Here is a 16,151-nt window from a genome sequence, read left to right on the forward strand (position 1 = left end):
ACCCAACTCCGGTAAACGCAACATCCGAAAGTGAAAAAAATGCCTCAAGCCCTTGCAGCCCAACGAAAAGTCTCCAGCCCGTGCAACGTTCTCGCCCTCTGCTCGCGCGACAATCCCGCGATCCTCACCATCGCCCATCGTGGTTTCTGGACCGCGACCGCTGAAAATTCGCTGGCTTCGGTTCGCGCAGCGGTCGCTGCCGGGGTGGAGATGATCGAGATCGACACGCAGGCGACAGCCGATGGCCGGCTGGTCGTCATTCACGACGAGACGCTCGACCGCACGACGACGGCGCGGGGGACAGTGAGCGAACTGGCCTTTGATGTCGTCCGTTCCGCACGGCTGAAGGCAGGTGCTGGCGGCGATGCAGCCGATGTGACGGAGGAATGCGTACCGACGCTGGAAGAATTGCTGGAAGAGGCGCGTGGCAAAATCACCGTCAATATCGATACCAAGTTCACCCGTGACCTGCCTCAGGTCATGGAAACCGTACTGCGCCTCGGCGTCGCAGATCAGGTTCTGGTGAAAACCGATATCGATCCTGAAGCCGAGCATTTCGATGTGCTGGATACCGACTGGTTCGGCAAAATCCCGCATATGCCGATGTTTCCGGTGAGAAAGGGCAAGTTTGCCGAGGATCTGCGCCGCATCGAAGCGTTGCGCGCGCCGATGATAGAGGTAAAATTTACCGATATCGCTGATCTGGTCGAAGGCCGCGCCGAAATGGAGCGTCAGAATATCCGCCTCTGGATTAACACGCTCGACGTTTCCCATTGCCTCGATCTCAACGACACGCGCGCACTTTCCGATGCAGAAGGTGTGTGGGGCGCACTGGCGCAGGTCGGCGTCGGTGCAATCCAGACGGATGAAGTCGAGGCCTTCACGGGCTGGCTTAAGGCTAATGCAGGCGAGACGGGCAGGTCATGGACACGATGAACCAGCGCCTCGAGCGTGCAGCCGGCATCATAGAGGAGGCGATGGGGCTTGCCCTTCGCTTTTTCGAAGCGCGCGGCAGCATCGCCACCCGCACCAAGGGTTTTCAGGACTTCGTCTCGGAAGCGGATACCGCGGTTGAAAGGCTGGTGCGCGACCGGCTGGCGGCGGCATTTCCGGGTGAAACCGTTCTCGGCGAGGAGATGGGCGGGATCGCAGATGACGCCTATTGGATCATCGATCCCATCGACGGCACCGCAAACTTCCTTCGCGGCTCGCCACTCTGGGGCATCTCGCTGGGCTTCGTGCGCAACGGCGTCCCGGAAATCGGGGTCGTCGCCATGCCAGTCTTCCAGGAGATCTATTCGGCTGCCGAAGGAACAGGGTTGCTGCTGAACGGCAAGCCGCTTGCGCGCGATGTTCCATTTAAGGAAGTGCAGGTGATGTCGCTCGGTGACAGCGCGTCTGCCGATGCTGCGGAGGTGGCGGCGCTCAATGTCGGCTTGAGGCATGCCGGCTGGGTGGTGGAATCCATCCGTTCGACCTCGATTTCACTGGTTTTTGCAGCGCGCGGCATCTTCGATGGCCATCTGCAAAAACTGACGACCATGTGGGACATCGCCGGTGGCGTTGTCCTGGCACGGGAGGCGGGTCTTGACGTTCGGATTGGAACGCGCGGCGAAACCGGCATTCCCTGGGTTGCCGCCGCAACGCCTGAATTGATGGCCGTGACGGAAACGCTCTGGCCTGAGATCGCTGAATTGGTCCCGGCCGAACTTGCCTGAAATTCCCATAAAAACCGGTGCCGGGTGAGAGATCCAGACACCCGGCGCCAACCAATGGCTATCGGACCGAAAAGCCTCTGACGACTGGTGGTTATGCCCAACCCTTCAGCGCCCGGCCGGAATAATAGCTGGGCGTTGTGGCGCGGTAGATCGGTATGCTGGCGGCACCGAGATGGGGCAGGTCGCTCATCATCGATTTGCGTATTTCAGGTGGCTCGACGAAAAAGTCTTCGCCGAGCATTTCCAGCGAGCCGATGCGCTGCACGATGTGTTCAAGAACCCAGTCGGGTAGCGATCCGCCAAATATGATGGCGCCGGGATCCATCGTTCGGGCAACCGTCAGCGCCAGCAGACGAAGCTGGTCGGTCGCCCTTTCCAGCCAGGCAACCACGGCGGGGTGGTCGCAATAGCTTTCATCAATATCCTTCAAACGCCGGATGCCCACTCCGTGGGCGGCCAGCGTGTCGCAAAGGTCCTGTCCAGAGGGACGTGGATGGGATTTGGGAAACAGGCCGCCAAACTCGCCGGCATTGCCGTTCGTGCCGCGATAGAGATGGCGCTGAACCACAACGGCGCCGCCTATGCCGTATGTCAGCCAGATCATCGCAAAATTGCGGATGCTTCGACCCGCTCCGTAATACAGCTCCGAGAGGATGACGGTATTGCCGTCATTTTCGTGAAAGACCGGGAAATCGAAATAGGGCTGGAAGTCCTTGTCCACGTCGATGTCGCGCCAGCTCTCGAATTGCTTGATGCGAAAGACATGGCCTCGGTCACGTTTGAAGTGGCCTGGAAAGCTGATGCCGCAGCCAAGCACATCCTTCTTTTTGATCTTTGCCTTTTCAACCACCTGTCGGGCGGCCGTCTCGGCCATCTCCATGATATGCTCGAAACTGTGTCCCTCAAGCTCGGACCTGATTTCCTGCCTGATCGTGCCGTTGAGATCGGCCAGGCAGACACGCAGATCGTCCGGGTTGAAATAGACCCCGAGCGTGAAAAGTCCGTTCGGATTTATCTCGATGGCAGTGGATGGCTTCCCCCGTTTGCCGTCACTGCGCGCTTCCTCGGCTTCCAGGATCAGGCCGGATTCCAGAAGATTGGCCGTCAGGCGGGTGAGGGTCGGTGCGGAAACATCCATCTCGCGCGCCAGTTCGATGCGCGACATGCCTCCCTTGCCGCGCAGGATTTCGAGCAGACGCCGTTCATTGTAGCCGAGGTCGATCAACCAGGTCTCCCACGAGAAGTTAAGTCGGATGATTAGCGCAATTTCAGGGGCTGTGCACCTTGTTTTCCGGAACGTCCTGACTTTTCAGGTTCGCAGATTAAGCGCGGCTGTCTTCAAATATTGAGTTTTTTCAGGCGGATATTGGATTTTTGTATTCAAGATAAATTGCAGCTTGACTAATTAATTTACGTAAAGAAAATAAATAACAGACGGCGGGTAGCGACACGCAAAATCAATAAGAAATTATGTCGTACTGCCTTGCCAGTCAGGGAACAAAAAAACGGAGCACCCTTTATGCGTCAATCATGCACTATTTTCGCGCGCCTTGTTGCTGGCGCAACTTTCCTTGCCAGTGCGGCTTTCGCCCATGCGGAAGGTACCGTCGTGGTCTATTCGGCAGCGCCGCAGCAGCTCATGGATGAGTTGCTGCCGATGTTTGAAAAGAAGACCGGCACCAAGGTCGAGCTTGTCAAAGCCGGGTCCGGCGAGCTGATGAACCGCATCAAGGCGGAAAGCGGCAAGGCGGCTGGCGACGTGATCTGGAGTGTTGATGGCACCGTCATCGACTTTTCCGCCGACCTCTTCGAACCTTACAAGCCTGTCGAGGCAGCATCGATCAACCCTGCCTTTTCGCCGAGCACCAACTGGGTTCCTTTTACCGCAGTCGTTACGGCCTTCATCGTCAACAAGGAAGCGCTGAAAGGCGCGCCGGTTCCGACATCCTGGGCCGATCTTGCCAAGCCTGAATATAAGGGTCTGATTTCCTCGGCCCGTGCCGATCAGTCCGGCTCCGCCTATATCCAGATGGCGACGGTTTTGCAGGATTTCGATAGTGAAGAGAAGGGCTGGGAGGTCTATACCGGCATTCTCGGCAACTCCGTTCTTTCTACCTCTTCAGGCGCTGTTCCGCGTTTCGTCAATGATGGCGAGCAGGCGGTAGGTATCACGCTCGAAGACGCCGCCCTGCGCTACAAGCTTGGCAGCGCCCCGGTAGAGATCGTTTATCCGAAAGAAGGCACGGCAATCGCGCCTGACGGCATGGCGCTCGTCAAGGGTGCGCCGAACGCCGAAAACGGCAAGGCCTTCATCGATTTCATCGTCTCCAAGGAAGCGCAGGAAGTCGTGGTGAAAGCCGGTCGTCGCTCTGTCAGAACCGATGTTCCTGCCAATTCTGCGCTCGTTCCGCTGTCCGATGTTCCGGATGCAAAGTACGACTTCAAGTGGGCTGCGGACAACCGCTCGCGTCTGATGGAAAAGTGGAACGAGATCCTGCTCGACGTCCAGTAAGAACATTGCCGGGGGCGGTGCGTCAGGCAGCCGTCCCCTGCTTACCTCTTTCACAACAGCATTTTCGTTCCGTCCACCGTGGTCGCGTGCCGCGCAGGATATGTCATGGAGCAGCACATGGCCGCCGTAGAAATTACCAGCATCAAGAAAAGTTACCGGGATGTCGTTGCCCTCTCCGACATCAACATCTCCATTCCCTCTGGATCGTTTTTTACGCTTCTTGGACCCAGCGGTTGTGGCAAGACGACCCTCTTGCGCACGATTGCCGGTTTTCACCAGCAGGATAGCGGCAGCATCAGCATCGAAAGACAGGCGATCGAACATGTGCCCGCCCACAAGCGCGATGTCGGCATGGTCTTTCAGGATTATGCGGTGTTTCCGCATATTTCGGTATTTGACAACATTGCCTTCGGTCTGAAACAGCGCAAGGCGTCTTCAGCCGAGATCCGCGAACGGGTCGGCAAGATTCTCGATGTCGTGCAGCTCGCTCCCTATGCCAAGCGTATGCCTCACGAACTCTCCGGCGGCCAGCAGCAGCGTGTAGGTCTGGCACGCGCACTCGTCATCAACCCGAAAGTGCTGTTGATGGACGAGCCGCTGTCCAACCTCGACGCCAAACTTCGCGTGGACCTGCGCCGGGAACTCCGTGAAATCCAGCAAGCCATGAACATCACCACCGTCTATGTCACGCATGATCAGGAAGAGGCGCTTGCCATGTCCGATCTGGTTTGCGTCATGTATGGCGGCGTCATTCAGCAGGCTGCACCTCCCTGGGAAGTCTACAACAATCCCGCCAACCGCTTCGTCGCGTCGTTCGTGGGCGCAAACAACTTCCTGACACTTGACCGTGCAGGCGGGCAGACATCCATTTCCGGCCACAAGGTCGCATTGCCGCAGGCGGATGCGATTTCCCCGCAACGGAAGATCGTCGCCGCCATCCGCCCGGAGGCGATTTCTGTCGGTCCTGCCGCGATCGATGGTGACGAGCGCATCGAACTGCCCGTGACCATAAGACTGGTCAGCTTCACGGGGCGTGAGATGAACGTTGCAGCCGTTCTCTCGTCGGGCGAGGAAATCGAGGCGATCACCAAGCCATCGCCTGAGATCATTGCACTGCAGCCCAACCAGAAGACCACTTTCTCCTGGCGCGCGGCCGATGCGAAGCTGTTCGGCGAGGGCGTAACCGGGGAGCGCCTGTCATGACGGATATGATTGCGACTGCAACTCCCGGCGGTTTCCGCCTGCGACTGCCAGGTTTTTGGACAAGCGTGACGGTATTTGCCGTCATCCTGCTGGCGATATTCCTGATCCTGCCAATTTTCAGCGTCTTCTTCATCAGTTTCTTTGATGCCAAAACCGGTGCGTTCGGTCTCAGCAACTATGCGGAAGTGTTCACGCGACGTTTTTACACCGTCGCACTCTGGAATACGCTTCTGATCGGCGTGCTGGGCATGCTGGGCGCCTGCCTTCTCGGTATTCCGCTTGCTTTTTGCACCTCCCGTTATCGCATAAAGGGGCGCACTTTCATTGCCACCTTCGCGGTTCTGGTTCTGTGCGCACCGCCGTTCATTGGTGCTTATGCCTGGATTATGCTGTTCGGTGCCAACGGCGCGGTCACCAATCTCTTGTCCTTCGCCGGCATTTCATTGCCGACGATCTACGGGATCCCGGGCATCGTGATGGTCTTCAGTCTGAAGTTCTTTCCCTACATCTTCCTGATGACGGAGAACGCGCTGAACACCATCAACAAGTCCTATGAGGACGCGGCGGAAAATCTCGGCTGCACGGCGTTCGAGCGTTTCCGCAAGATCACCTTGCCGCTGGTCTTTCCGGCAGTCAGCACCGGCGCGATCATCTGCTTCGTGCTGTCCATCGCCGACTTCGGAACGCCGGCAATCCTCGGCAAGGGCATCAGAACGCTTTCGACCATCGCCTATGCGCAATACACCTCCGAAATGGCCGGTACGCCGACCATGGCGGTGACGATTTCCATGGTGATGATTGCAATTTCGATGGCGGCACTTCTGTTACAGCGGCACATTCTTGCCAAGCGCCGTTACGCCAGTTCATTGACCAACAAGCCGGTAAAGCAGTCCATGCGCCCGTTGAAGTCGTTCATCGTGCACGGCTTCTGCTATCTGGTCGTCTTCATCGCCATGCTGCCATCGCTCACGGTCATCTACACCTCGTTCCTCGCAACCAGCGGTCCCGTCTTTACCGGCGGCTTCGGGTTGGACAGCTATGCCCGTATCCTTCGTGATTCACCGCAGGCGATTGCCAACAGTTTCACGTTTGCACTGGCTGCCGTGGTACTGATTGCGATCGTTTCCGGCCTGCTGTCCTTCATCGTGGTGCGACGCGACAATGCGGTCTCCGGCTCGCTCGATCTTCTGCTGATGGTGCCTTACCTCATTCCCGGCGTTGTCATGGCGATCGGCTACGTCACGACGTTCCGCTATCCACCCTTCGATATCACTGGGACGGCGCTCATCATCATCGTCCTGGTGTTTATCCGCCGGCTGCCCTACGGCGTCCGCTCCACGACATCGATCCTCAGGCAGATCAAGCCGTCCATCGAGGAGGCTGCGGTCAATCTCGGGGCTTCGCCGGCAAAGACCTTCGTGTCGGTGACGGTGCCGCTGATGCTGCCCGGTCTCATCATTGGTTCGCTGATGAGCTTCATAACGGCTATCAACGAGCTGTCCTCGACGCTGATCCTCTACACGGCACGAACGATCACCATGCCGGTTCTCATCTATGTTCAGGTGATTGACGGCGAGTTTGGCACGGCTGCGGCGCTTTCAACCGTCCTTCTGGTCAGCACCGGACTTTGCGTCTTCATCGTGTTCCGCCTCTCGGAAGACAAAGAAGCCTCTTTCGTCTGAAACCATACCAGCCCTCACCAAAAGCCAGCAGGAGCGGCGACATACGTGTCGCCGCCAGCCTCCCTCTGCCCAGCCTCCCTCTGCAAGGAATACACGACGATGAATATCGCGAGCTTTTCGCAATCGAAATATAAGAACGCCGCGACGCCCGGGGACGATGTGGCGCTGATCATACCGGGAAGGGTTCTGGCCGTTTTTGACGGTGCGACCGACCCGACCGGTGCAAGTTACGGCGGCTTGAGCTCGGGCCGTATCGCAGCACTTGCTGCCGCAAATGCCGTGGCGAAAATGGGCCTAGATGGCACGCTGGAAACAATAGCCGCGCCCAAGCTTTTTCAGAACATCAGCGATATCTTGAAGCAGGAGGCCGAGCGCATCAATGCCAGCCATCCGCCGTCGACAACCCTGGCAATCGTTGCCGACCTGGGGGACAGTTTCCGCCTGCTTCTGGCTGGCGATTCCGGTGTGCGTATCAACGGCTCCCGGTTGTTGCAGCATGCAAAGCTTATAGACAAGGTAAGTACATCGGCGCGCATCCTTGTCTTCAAGCAGCTTTTTGCCGTTATGGGGGATGGTGATGCAGCCGAGGCACGCACGCGCGCGACCATCTTTTCCGGCCTGCGTTCCGCTGTCGAAAACGGCATCATGACTGCGCAGGAGGCGGAGAATGTTGTCATTGCCGCAGCCCGCATGAGCGGTCTTGAGAGCGATATCGAAGCGGTCGAGGAATTCCTGATGGGAGGAATTCGCGTCCAGCCGCAATTCGCAAACAGGCAGGGACACGTACTGGGATACGCCTCGGTCAATGGCGGAACGGTCATAGAAGAGGGGACGGTCGATCTTAGCATCGCCAAGGACACGCTTGTGAGCCTTGAAATCTTTTCCGACGGTTATCTGTCTCTGCCGGCTGGAACCGATGTCGCTGACTGGGAAGCGGAATTTGCCCGCGTCGAGACGGCAGATTTTCACAAGATCAACGAGTACCCGTCGGTGAAGGGGTCAACATCGAGCGAATTCAGCGACGACAGGACCGTGGTGTGCATGAAGGCGCGGTGAAGAGATATCCGCGCCGAAAAGTATTTCGAAGCTGTCCGTCTTTCGAAGTAACAACCGCGAAAATTCCACTGCGCGTAGGCAGTGTTTGTCGTCCGCTATCGCCCCCAATTCGAAAGGCCTTGCCCTTGAAGGCGAAGAAAGACGCTGCGCACATGAGATCATGGGAAGGTAAGTCTATGGTTTAGCTAACGGCTTACCTCCGTACCTAAATAGTTGCGTTCACTCCAGAGCAAGGGTTTGCGCAGCGGATCGAAGCTCGCTTCGATGATCGATCCAACAAACAGGATGTGGTCGGCGGCATCAATGGAGCCAACGAGTTCGCAATCCATCGAGAGCAGCGCCTCAGCAAGCCTTGAGCTTCCCGACGGCCAGACATCCCAGTGGCCGACGGAAAACCGGTCCGGCAGGTTTCCTTTTCCGGCGAACACATCGGCGATCTCCTCCTGCCCTCTGGACAGCGTCGTGACTGAAAAGCGCCGGCTTGCTGCGACAAGATCGACCATACGGCTGCTGGCATCGATGGAGATCATTAGAAGCGGCGGTTCGGCGCTGAGCGGCATGAAGGACGTGATCGTACGTCCGATCCGCTCGCCCGCATGGGAGGCCGTGGCCACGGCCACGGTGAAGACGAGGCTCGCCATAGCGTCCTTGAATTCACGCGGCGAGATTGTCGGAGAGGAGGGTGCTTTCAGCGGGACATGCGCGTGATTGACCACACCACCATCGATCAGCATGAAATTATGAGACATGCAGTGCCGGGCTAACCGCCCGCTCCGGGGTTCTTCGAAAAAATGGAAAACTTGGCCGCAGCACCATTCATGATGTCGGCATCATCAGGCGGCGTTCTTTTCTGGTGCACGCGCGGCCAGATGCCGGAATAGTGGCGGTTGAGGTCAAGCCAGACATGCAGACCCGCCTCGGTATCCGGCCGGATTGCCGCGGCCGGACATTCGCGCTCGCAGATGCCGCAATCAATACATTGATCCGGGTGAATGACGAGCATATTCTCGCCTGCATAAAAACATTCGACCGGGCAGACTTCCACGCAGTCCATGTATTTGCAGGCGATACAGTTTTCGGTGACGACATAGGACATGGGGATGCTCGCATGGAGTTGCAGCCGGGCGGCGGCTGTCCGGCTGCGCCTGGCCCGGTCGCCCCCAGGGCAGCGGGACCGGTCGGCTCGGTGGGGCTCAAATCAGAGGCGGGCGGCCACTGCCTGCCAGTTCACCAGATTGTCGAGGAAGTTCTCAATATAGGCCGGACGCTTGTTGCGGAAATCGATGTAATAGCTGTGTTCCCACACGTCGCAGCCGAGAATCGCCTTCTGGCCGAAGCACAGCGGGTTAACGCCGTTTTCCGTGCGGGTGATCTTCAGTGTGTCATCGGTATCCGCCACCAGCCACGCCCAGCCCGAGCCGAATTGCGAAGCGCCAGCGAGGGCAAAATTCTGCTTGAACAGCGCCACCGAGCCGAAAGACTGCGTCAGCGCATCTTCCAGCACCTTGGGAATCGCATGTTTTTGTGGCCCCATGATTTCCCAGAAGAGACTGTGGTTCCAGTGCTGGGAGGCATTGTTGAAGATGCCGGACTGCGCGACCGCACCTTTTTCATAGGTGGCGCGCACGATCTCCTCGAGGCTGCTGTTTTCCCATTCGGTGCCTGATATCGCCTTGTTGAGATTATCGACATAGGCCTTGTGATGCAGATCATGATGGAACTTCAGCGTCTCCTCGGACATGCCAGAAGGGGCGAGCGCATCATGGGCATAGGGGAGGTCGGGAAGCTGGAAAGCCATGGGGTATTCCTTTGTCACTGTTTGCTCAAGAGCATGGAAAAAGCCTTGCGACAACAAGGTGACAATACGACTAGGACCTCAATCACAGTTGAGGTCAAGCGGTTTTTCGGGGGATAAATCCACGAACTGGCGGGCTTATGAAACATGCGCCACGATGGCGCGGATTATCGCTCGTCGACGTTCACCGCGGCGACCCATTCTTCGAGTGCCCTGCGAATTGCCGAGTTCGCATCTTCCCCGCGGACGAATGCCCACCATGTATGTGCGCCTTGCCACAAGGCGGCCATCTGCCAGCCAAGCCGTTCCTCTCTAGCCTTGTCGTGGGTAAGGCGGCAGCCAAGCGCCTGGGCGAGGGTGTGTCCCCAGAGTGCTCCTCTCGCGCGCAGCTGTGGATTGCGAATGTCTTCTCTTAGCAGCAGCAACCCGTCACTGGCGTTTTGTTCTGCGGCTTCGGGGGGCATGAGGCGCATGAGAAGGGATATGGCGCCCTGCGGCGTCAATGGTTCCTCCTCATCGGCTGTTTCCGTTTCCGCCTGCAGCTTGTCCCAGGCGCGCAGAAGCACGGTTTCGACAAGGTCTTCGCGCTTGCCGTAACGCTGCACCAGGGTTGCCGCAGATAGGCCGCAGGCCTTTGCGGCTGAGGCAAAAGTCAGCCCGTCGGGGCCTGTCTGCAACATGAGGGGCAGCAGGACATCCAGCACCTGACCATCTGAAATCGACTTGTGTCTTGGCATGACATATATATAAACGTATATTCATTTATAAATCAAGGAGGATAATATGGCGGTCATTCGCGGATATATCGCGGCGAGTCTGGACGGGCGGATCGTTTCTGGAGACGGCTCCTTGGACTGGCTCTACAAATATGATGATATGGACCTCGGCGAACACGATTATCGCCTTTTCCTGAAAGGAATTCGAACGGTGGTCATGGGGCGGGCGACCTATGATTTCATCGCCGGTGAACAGGCGCCCTGGGCTTACGGAGATCAACGCGTTATCGTCGTCACCTCAAGGCCGATCGAGGGCCCCAAGGGACCTTTGGAGGCGCGCAGCGATGTGGGCTCGTTGATCGAGGAATTGCGCGCACTCGATGATGGCGATGTCTGGATGCTGGGCGGCGGAAAGCTGCAGATGGCCTTTCTGGAGCGTGATGCACTGGATGAGATCGAGATTTATGTCATCCCGGAAATCCTTGGCTCAGGTGAGCCCCTTTTTCCGCTCACCGGGCATCGGGCCAGTCCCACTCTCGTGAGCGCAACGGCAATCGAAAAGGGCTGCGTTCGATTGCACTACCGCTTCTCGTGATGCTCTCGGGTTCATGATGTTAGTGAGGTGGCGAGGAATGGTCGATACAGACCGTGCCAGCTGCTCCCGGCCTAACTGGGCGGTTTCCGCCCTCAAAGCCCGAGAAACTTAAAAGGCTTGGTTTCCTTCAAGCTCTCATTCGCCATCCCCGAATAAATCTGCATCTGATTGGGGCCCAGGTCGAGTTTCTTGACCTTACCCGTCTCTTTCGAAAGGTCGAGTTTTGTCATGTCGATCCAGAAGATGTTCGGCGTCAATGCGGATTCGAAGAAATAGAGCTTGCGCTTGTGGTCTATCACCGTGCGCCAGCGGGTAGAGGAAATATTCGGCTGGTCCGGCGTGGTGATACCGTAGGGAACGGAAACATTGCGGATGACGCTAAAGACGCTGGCTATCGCCTCGACCGGATTTTCGCTCTTGGGGATGGCATTGGCGTAGAATGAAGCCCGGGCGAACCGGTCCGCGGCGCGATTGGTGCCCGGCAGCATGACGGTGCCGCCGATCTGCTTCCAATATTCGTTGAGCGCCAGCTGGTGATCGAAGGTCGGCGAATTGGTCATGACCTGATATTGACGACCGTGGTGGATGACCTGCTTGCCGTCAATATATTCGATGATCGCACTGTCACCGGTCGCATCCGAAAGGGAAAGGTGTAAGGTCGCCAGACGTTCTTCGCCGGGAACATTGTCGGTGACAATGGTGAAAGGGTTCTTCTCGAGCGCGCTGACGGCCTCGTCCACCGTTGCGAAATTATCGAGCGCATATTGCGCCCAGGCGGCGATGGAGAGGCCCGGCGATTTCCCGTCATAAGCGGGATAGCTCGACTCGACCAGCCAGAGAACATTTGCAGCAAGGCCTGCCTCATTCATGCCGTCTGTCGTCGAAATATCGTAACCTGAAGCAATGACGCTGCCGTATTTCGAGGTCCATTTGACCGAATTCGGCCCGGCCTCGCCGGAGCGTTCCATGCCGCGCGGGAATACCCAGATGTTGGTTCCGACATCCGTCTTCCAATCCATCGACCGGGCCGTCATCACCTGATCATTTTCGCCCAGATAGACGAAGCGCGTGCAGGCTTCGGCCACAGATGTCGTCAGTGTGGCGACAGACAACATCGCGGCGGTGCAGGCGGAAAAAATCGGCAAGGTCTTCAGGTGCATGGAAAAGCCTCCGGTGTTCGCGGCACAAGATACAGCGTATGATAGAAAATCGGACTTGTTGCCGGAAGTCAAATAGGCTTAGCTGCGGACGATTGTCGGGGGGAAGGCATTGCTAAAATTACCAATTTTTTCGGTCCTTATGGCTTTTTCCGCAACCGCGGCCACAGCTGCGGACGACGTTGTTGCCACACCCGCGCCGGTTGATGTGGCACCAGACTGGGCATTTCAGGCGACGGGTTATCTCTGGGCGACCGGCTTGAATGGCAACGTGTCGCCGTTCCAACGTGCCCCGACCCTCCATGTGGAGAAATCCTTTTCAGATGTCATGGATGATCTCAATTTCGGTGGGTTTCTCAACATCTGGGGACGTTACGACCGTTTCGTTCTTTCCGGCGATTTAATGTATGTCGATACCACCGACAGCAAGGCAGCCGGTCCGCTGCCTGCGCTGCAAATTCCAGGTTTGCCAACCTTGCCGGCCGGTGCCGCCATTGATGCGACTGTCGACACACAGGAATTCATGGCAACACTGCAGGCGGGTTATCGTCTTATCGACGCGGACGGATTTTCTCTCGACGCGCTTGCCGGCGGGCGCTTCTGGCGTATTTCCAATGACGTTGCGGTTGCTGCCAGCCACCCACTGATCGGCAGCGTTTCCGCCAGTCATAGGGAGAGTTTCGGCTGGGTGGATCCCGTCATCGGCGCGCGCGCATTTTTCAGCCTCACGGACAAGCTGTCCGTTCAGGGGCAGGTGGATATCGGCGGTTTCGGCGCGGGTTCCGATCTCACCTGGTCAGCACTCGCGACGGTGAACTACATCTTTACCGACACATTGTCGGTCTCGGCAGGCTATAAGGTGCTCGACGTTGATTACTCGCGCGACGGTTATGTCTTCGATTCACGGCTGAGTGGACCGGTTGTCGGGTTGACGTACCGGTTCTAGTCACTGTTGTCGCGAGTCTCATCGCCTTTTCACACCCATCCCAGAAACAATTTTAGTTTCTCCTTAACTTTGGTCTTCATCTCGGTCTTGCAGAGAGATGCGCATTGCAGTAACTTCTGGTTGTTATTTGACTCGAAGAACCGAAGGGCATGAAATTGGCGGGTCGCGCTTAAAATTCACGGATGAAAAATAATATCCATGCCATGATGTTGGCAAGATTGATTATTTCGTGAATTTCTAATGTTTACGGTTCTTTCAGAAAATGACTAAAGACTATCGTCTCGTAAAGAAACTTACTACTTTAACGCTTCTTGGATCAGATGAACTGATCTATGTACCCGGTAGGGGATCGACAGCAAGGACAGCTGCAGAGTGAAGCATGGGCGGCATTGCCGCGAAAAACTTCATTTCAAATGCAGGCCTCCGAACTATGCCACTTGCTGCTTTCATTCCTGGTTTCCGACGGCTAGTCCCTCCTGACTTTTGTCTCGCAATTGTGCCGGCCGCTCAAATCTTAGCCAACTCCCCGAAGAGCGCGCGAAACAGTTTCAAGCGGACCTTTGTCATTGCGCTTTTTGCAGGCCTGATCGCGTCAGGGCAGGCAACTGCACAGTCGCCCGCCGATGATTTTTCCCGGCGGCAAGAACAACAAGAACAGTTGCAGCGGCTGGAAAACCTGAAACAGGTTACGCCTGATGGCGTCGCTGGTCGTGAGAGCCGGGCGCCGGGAGGCGACGCGAAATCCGCTGGTCCTTGCTTCGATATTTCACGTGTAGAGATCGAAGGTGCGACAAGGCTGTCTGGCGCTGCGGTCGGAAAAGTCACGAAGCGCTACGACAATCGCTGCGTCGGCGTTGCGGATATTACCGCCTTGCTTAAGGCCATCACCGACCTTTATCTGGACAAGGGATTTGTGACTTCGCGCGCCTACGTTCCCCCACAGGATATTGCCGGAACAAGATTGCTGCGGCTGGTCGTCGTCGAGGGTAGGATCTCGGATATCTACCTTAACGGCCAACCAGCCGAGCGAAACGGTTCATTCGCGACGGCTTTTCCCGGCGTGAAGGGTGAGGTGGCCAATATTCGCGATATTGAACAGGGGCTGGACCAGATCAACCGGCTGTCATCGAACGACGCGAAAACCTCCATGTTGCCGGGCAAAGAGGACGGCACGTCCATCCTCAACGTCGAGAACAAGCCCGCCAAGCGCTGGTACGCGAGCATTTCCAACAACAACCTCGGTCAAGAGAGTACCGGTTACTCCCAGACCAATGTTTCCGTCGGCTTCGACGACCTGTTGGGCATCAATGATCAGTTGGGGTTCTCCTACGGTCGGAGCGGCCCGGATTATCCTTGGGACGACGATGGCCGCGGGCACAGCAACAGCTATTCGGTCAATACAAGCGTACCTTATGGATACTGGACGTTTTCAACAAATGGCTCCTGGTACGAGTATAACAGCACCATTCCCGGCAATTTTGGGCCGATCGAAACCTCGGGCAATTCCGGTCAGGTTGGATTTGGCATAGATCGCGTCATTCTGCGCGACAAGGATTCTATCACGACCCTTAGAGGCGGTCTCACCTACAAGCAGACCGACAACTTTCTTCTCGGCAATCGAATTGAGGTGGGAAGCCGTCGATACACGATTGGCAGTCTGGGCTTGTCGCGTTCACAGAGAATTCTGGGTGGCGTCATCGCTCTCGATTTTGCCCTTGATAAGGGTCTTGATCTCTTCGACGCCGTGGAGGCCGGAGAGCCGGGGGCGGGCACGGCGGATCCCCGGTTTTTGAAATTCAACACGACCGTCAGCGCGACGCGGCCGTTTGAGGCGGCTGGCCAGCGGTTCGAGTTAACGACGCTCCTCAATGCCCAATATTCGCCCGATAACATGTTTGGCGCAGAACAGATCGGGCTTGGTGGCTCCAGCAACGTACGTGGCCTGAGGGAAAGCGCCATATTCGGTAACAACGGATTTTTCAGCCGCAACGAACTGGTTTGGCGGACAATGCCATGGGAGGGCACAAGTCTGGCGCCCGTTCTGGGCGAATTACGCCCCTACCTGGCCCTCGATTATGGCCGCGTGTTCTCGCAGCATCGCTTCGATATTCCAGACGGCTATCTCGCGAGTTGGACCGTTGGTGCGAAGCTCGTTGGCGGAAACATCAGTGCCGATTTCGGCTACTCCCAGGCATTTTCCAGCAGCGTCAGTCACGGACGCGGCAATCTCATTTTCGCCAGCGTGACGGCACGCTGGTAGGCTTCAAAAGAGAATATTATGGTCAGATCTTCTTTTCACGCCCCCAAATTGTCTGTCGTATTCGCGCTGGTGGCGACTGCCAGTGTCGTTTCCGGTTGTGGTGGCCGGGCAGCGCATCCGGTTGCCTCGACAAACCCTGCCGACAGCGCTTTCGATTGCGCCGGCATCAAGCGCGAATTCGAGGCTAACGAACGGCAGGTCCTGGCAACGGTGAAAGAACGATCCGATGCGCAGGGTAAAAACGTCGTCCTCGGTGCGACAGGTGTTCTTCTGTTTTGGCCGGCTCTTTTCTTTATGGATCCGAAATCGCCAGAGAAACTGGAGATCGACGCATTGCGTAACCGCAATCAGGTCCTTGGCGAGATTGCCAAAAGCAAAAAATGCCCGGCCCCGCAGTCGAAGCTGGCGGATGTCTACAAAAAACTCGAAAGCAAACCCTCTTCGTCGCCCTCCAGCAAAAACGATAACTGATCCCGCTCACTCCCATAGTACAGCGTAAAAAGGTGAACAA

At 57.0% G+C, this 16,151-nt stretch carries 16 protein-coding genes; 10 read left to right on the forward strand and 6 right to left on the reverse strand.

Annotated elements, in window-relative coordinates:
• The first annotated feature begins 39 nt into the window (after positions 1–39).
• Both F617_RS0124055 and F617_RS0124060 read left to right on the forward strand, forming a co-directional pair.
• Complete coding sequence (locus F617_RS0124055; protein ID WP_019567022.1) at positions 40–936, forward strand: glycerophosphodiester phosphodiesterase family protein; 897 nt, start codon at positions 40–42, stop codon at positions 934–936.
• Positions 924–1,718 carry an inositol monophosphatase family protein gene (locus F617_RS0124060; protein ID WP_019567023.1) on the forward strand — a complete coding sequence of 265 codons (795 nt, stop codon included), beginning with the start codon at positions 924–926 and terminating at the stop codon, positions 1,716–1,718. The genes F617_RS0124055 and F617_RS0124060 overlap by 13 nt, the downstream gene beginning before the upstream one ends.
• Positions 1,719–1,809: 91 nt before the next feature.
• Here F617_RS0124060 and F617_RS0124065 read toward each other — a convergent pair whose 3' ends face one another.
• Positions 1,810–2,943: an ROK family transcriptional regulator gene (locus F617_RS0124065; RefSeq protein WP_004431088.1), complete on the reverse strand. Its 1,134-nt coding sequence runs from the start codon at positions 2,941–2,943 to the stop codon at positions 1,810–1,812.
• Positions 2,944–3,237: 294 nt separating this feature from the next.
• Here F617_RS0124065 and F617_RS0124070 point away from each other — a divergent pair, with 294 nt between their 5' ends.
• The 4 genes from F617_RS0124070 to F617_RS0124085 all read left to right on the forward strand — a co-directional run bounded on the left by F617_RS0124070 (position 3,238) and on the right by F617_RS0124085 (position 8,171).
• Positions 3,238–4,230, forward strand: coding sequence for an ABC transporter substrate-binding protein (locus F617_RS0124070; protein WP_013762397.1), 993 nt, complete (start codon positions 3,238–3,240; stop codon positions 4,228–4,230).
• 117 nt (positions 4,231–4,347) lie between these two features.
• Positions 4,348–5,433, forward strand: coding sequence for an ABC transporter ATP-binding protein (locus tag F617_RS0124075; protein ID WP_004431090.1), 1,086 nt, complete (start codon positions 4,348–4,350; stop codon positions 5,431–5,433).
• A complete protein-coding gene (locus F617_RS0124080) occupies positions 5,430–7,115 on the forward strand; it encodes an iron ABC transporter permease (RefSeq protein WP_019567024.1) in 1,686 nt (561 codons plus the stop codon). Before F617_RS0124075 ends, F617_RS0124080 begins: the two co-directional genes overlap by 4 nt.
• A gap of 99 nt (positions 7,116–7,214) precedes the next feature.
• Positions 7,215–8,171, forward strand: a complete 957-nt coding sequence (locus F617_RS0124085) for a hypothetical protein (RefSeq protein WP_019567025.1) — start codon at positions 7,215–7,217, stop codon at positions 8,169–8,171.
• Between the two features lie 185 nt (positions 8,172–8,356).
• On the opposite strand, the gene F617_RS0124090 is transcribed toward F617_RS0124085, so the two are convergent.
• From F617_RS0124090 to F617_RS0124105, 4 genes are all read right to left on the reverse strand, one after another.
• On the reverse strand, positions 8,357–8,920 hold the full coding sequence (locus F617_RS0124090; protein ID WP_019567026.1) for a flavin reductase family protein: 564 nt from the start codon (positions 8,918–8,920) through the stop codon (positions 8,357–8,359).
• Between the two features lie 11 nt (positions 8,921–8,931).
• Positions 8,932–9,267, reverse strand: a complete 336-nt coding sequence (gene fdxA / locus F617_RS0124095; protein WP_019567027.1) for a ferredoxin FdxA — start codon at positions 9,265–9,267, stop codon at positions 8,932–8,934.
• Between the two features lie 102 nt (positions 9,268–9,369).
• On the reverse strand, positions 9,370–9,969 hold the full coding sequence (locus F617_RS0124100; RefSeq protein ID WP_019567028.1) for a superoxide dismutase: 600 nt from the start codon (positions 9,967–9,969) through the stop codon (positions 9,370–9,372).
• A 164-nt stretch (positions 9,970–10,133) separates the two neighbouring features.
• Positions 10,134–10,703: a TetR/AcrR family transcriptional regulator gene (locus tag F617_RS0124105; protein ID WP_019567029.1), complete on the reverse strand. Its 570-nt coding sequence runs from the start codon at positions 10,701–10,703 to the stop codon at positions 10,134–10,136.
• 46 nt (positions 10,704–10,749) lie between these two features.
• Between F617_RS0124105 and F617_RS0124110 the strand changes: the two genes are divergently transcribed.
• On the forward strand, positions 10,750–11,277 hold the full coding sequence (locus F617_RS0124110; protein WP_019567030.1) for a dihydrofolate reductase family protein: 528 nt from the start codon (positions 10,750–10,752) through the stop codon (positions 11,275–11,277).
• A 92-nt stretch (positions 11,278–11,369) separates the two neighbouring features.
• Here the strand turns inward: F617_RS0124110 and F617_RS0124115 are convergent, their stop codons facing one another.
• Positions 11,370–12,437, reverse strand: coding sequence for a linear amide C-N hydrolase (locus F617_RS0124115; protein ID WP_019567031.1), 1,068 nt, complete (start codon positions 12,435–12,437; stop codon positions 11,370–11,372).
• Positions 12,438–12,576: 139 nt separating this feature from the next.
• On the opposite strand from F617_RS0124115, the gene F617_RS0124120 reads away from it, so the two are divergent.
• The 3 genes from F617_RS0124120 to F617_RS0124130 all read left to right on the forward strand — a co-directional run bounded on the left by F617_RS0124120 (position 12,577) and on the right by F617_RS0124130 (position 16,111).
• Positions 12,577–13,380 carry a hypothetical protein gene (locus F617_RS0124120; protein WP_019567032.1) on the forward strand — a complete coding sequence of 268 codons (804 nt, stop codon included), beginning with the start codon at positions 12,577–12,579 and terminating at the stop codon, positions 13,378–13,380.
• A 379-nt stretch (positions 13,381–13,759) separates the two neighbouring features.
• Positions 13,760–15,640, forward strand: coding sequence for a ShlB/FhaC/HecB family hemolysin secretion/activation protein (locus F617_RS0124125; RefSeq protein ID WP_019567033.1), 1,881 nt, complete (start codon positions 13,760–13,762; stop codon positions 15,638–15,640).
• A gap of 18 nt (positions 15,641–15,658) precedes the next feature.
• Complete coding sequence (locus F617_RS0124130) at positions 15,659–16,111, forward strand: hypothetical protein (RefSeq protein ID WP_019567034.1); 453 nt, start codon at positions 15,659–15,661, stop codon at positions 16,109–16,111.
• The last annotated feature ends 40 nt before the right edge of the window (positions 16,112–16,151 follow it).

Origin of the sequence: Agrobacterium sp. 10MFCol1.1, assembly GCF_000381165.1 — a bacterium.
Classification (GTDB): domain Bacteria; phylum Pseudomonadota; class Alphaproteobacteria; order Rhizobiales; family Rhizobiaceae; genus Agrobacterium; species Agrobacterium tumefaciens.

Excerpts from the sequence above, each read along its gene's own strand:
- F617_RS0124055 (WP_019567022.1), top strand. The coding sequence starts at position 40 with ATGCCTCAAGCCCTTGCAGCCCAACGAAAAGTCTCCAGCCCGTGCAAC.
- F617_RS0124060 (WP_019567023.1), top strand. The coding sequence starts at position 924 with ATGGACACGATGAACCAGCGCCTCGAGCGTGCAGCCGGCATCATAGAG.
- F617_RS0124070 (WP_013762397.1), top strand. The coding sequence starts at position 3,238 with ATGCGTCAATCATGCACTATTTTCGCGCGCCTTGTTGCTGGCGCAACT.
- F617_RS0124075 (WP_004431090.1), top strand. The coding sequence starts at position 4,348 with ATGGCCGCCGTAGAAATTACCAGCATCAAGAAAAGTTACCGGGATGTC.
- F617_RS0124080 (WP_019567024.1), top strand. The coding sequence starts at position 5,430 with ATGACGGATATGATTGCGACTGCAACTCCCGGCGGTTTCCGCCTGCGA.
- F617_RS0124085 (WP_019567025.1), top strand. The coding sequence starts at position 7,215 with ATGAATATCGCGAGCTTTTCGCAATCGAAATATAAGAACGCCGCGACG.
- F617_RS0124090 (WP_019567026.1), bottom strand. The coding sequence starts at position 8,920 with ATGTCTCATAATTTCATGCTGATCGATGGTGGTGTGGTCAATCACGCG.
- fdxA (WP_019567027.1), bottom strand. The coding sequence starts at position 9,267 with ATGTCCTATGTCGTCACCGAAAACTGTATCGCCTGCAAATACATGGAC.
- F617_RS0124100 (WP_019567028.1), bottom strand. The coding sequence starts at position 9,969 with ATGGCTTTCCAGCTTCCCGACCTCCCCTATGCCCATGATGCGCTCGCC.
- F617_RS0124105 (WP_019567029.1), bottom strand. The coding sequence starts at position 10,703 with ATGCCAAGACACAAGTCGATTTCAGATGGTCAGGTGCTGGATGTCCTG.
- F617_RS0124110 (WP_019567030.1), top strand. The coding sequence starts at position 10,750 with ATGGCGGTCATTCGCGGATATATCGCGGCGAGTCTGGACGGGCGGATC.
- F617_RS0124115 (WP_019567031.1), bottom strand. The coding sequence starts at position 12,437 with ATGCACCTGAAGACCTTGCCGATTTTTTCCGCCTGCACCGCCGCGATG.
- F617_RS0124120 (WP_019567032.1), top strand. The coding sequence starts at position 12,577 with ATGGCTTTTTCCGCAACCGCGGCCACAGCTGCGGACGACGTTGTTGCC.
- F617_RS0124125 (WP_019567033.1), top strand. The coding sequence starts at position 13,760 with ATGGGCGGCATTGCCGCGAAAAACTTCATTTCAAATGCAGGCCTCCGA.
- F617_RS0124130 (WP_019567034.1), top strand. The coding sequence starts at position 15,659 with ATGGTCAGATCTTCTTTTCACGCCCCCAAATTGTCTGTCGTATTCGCG.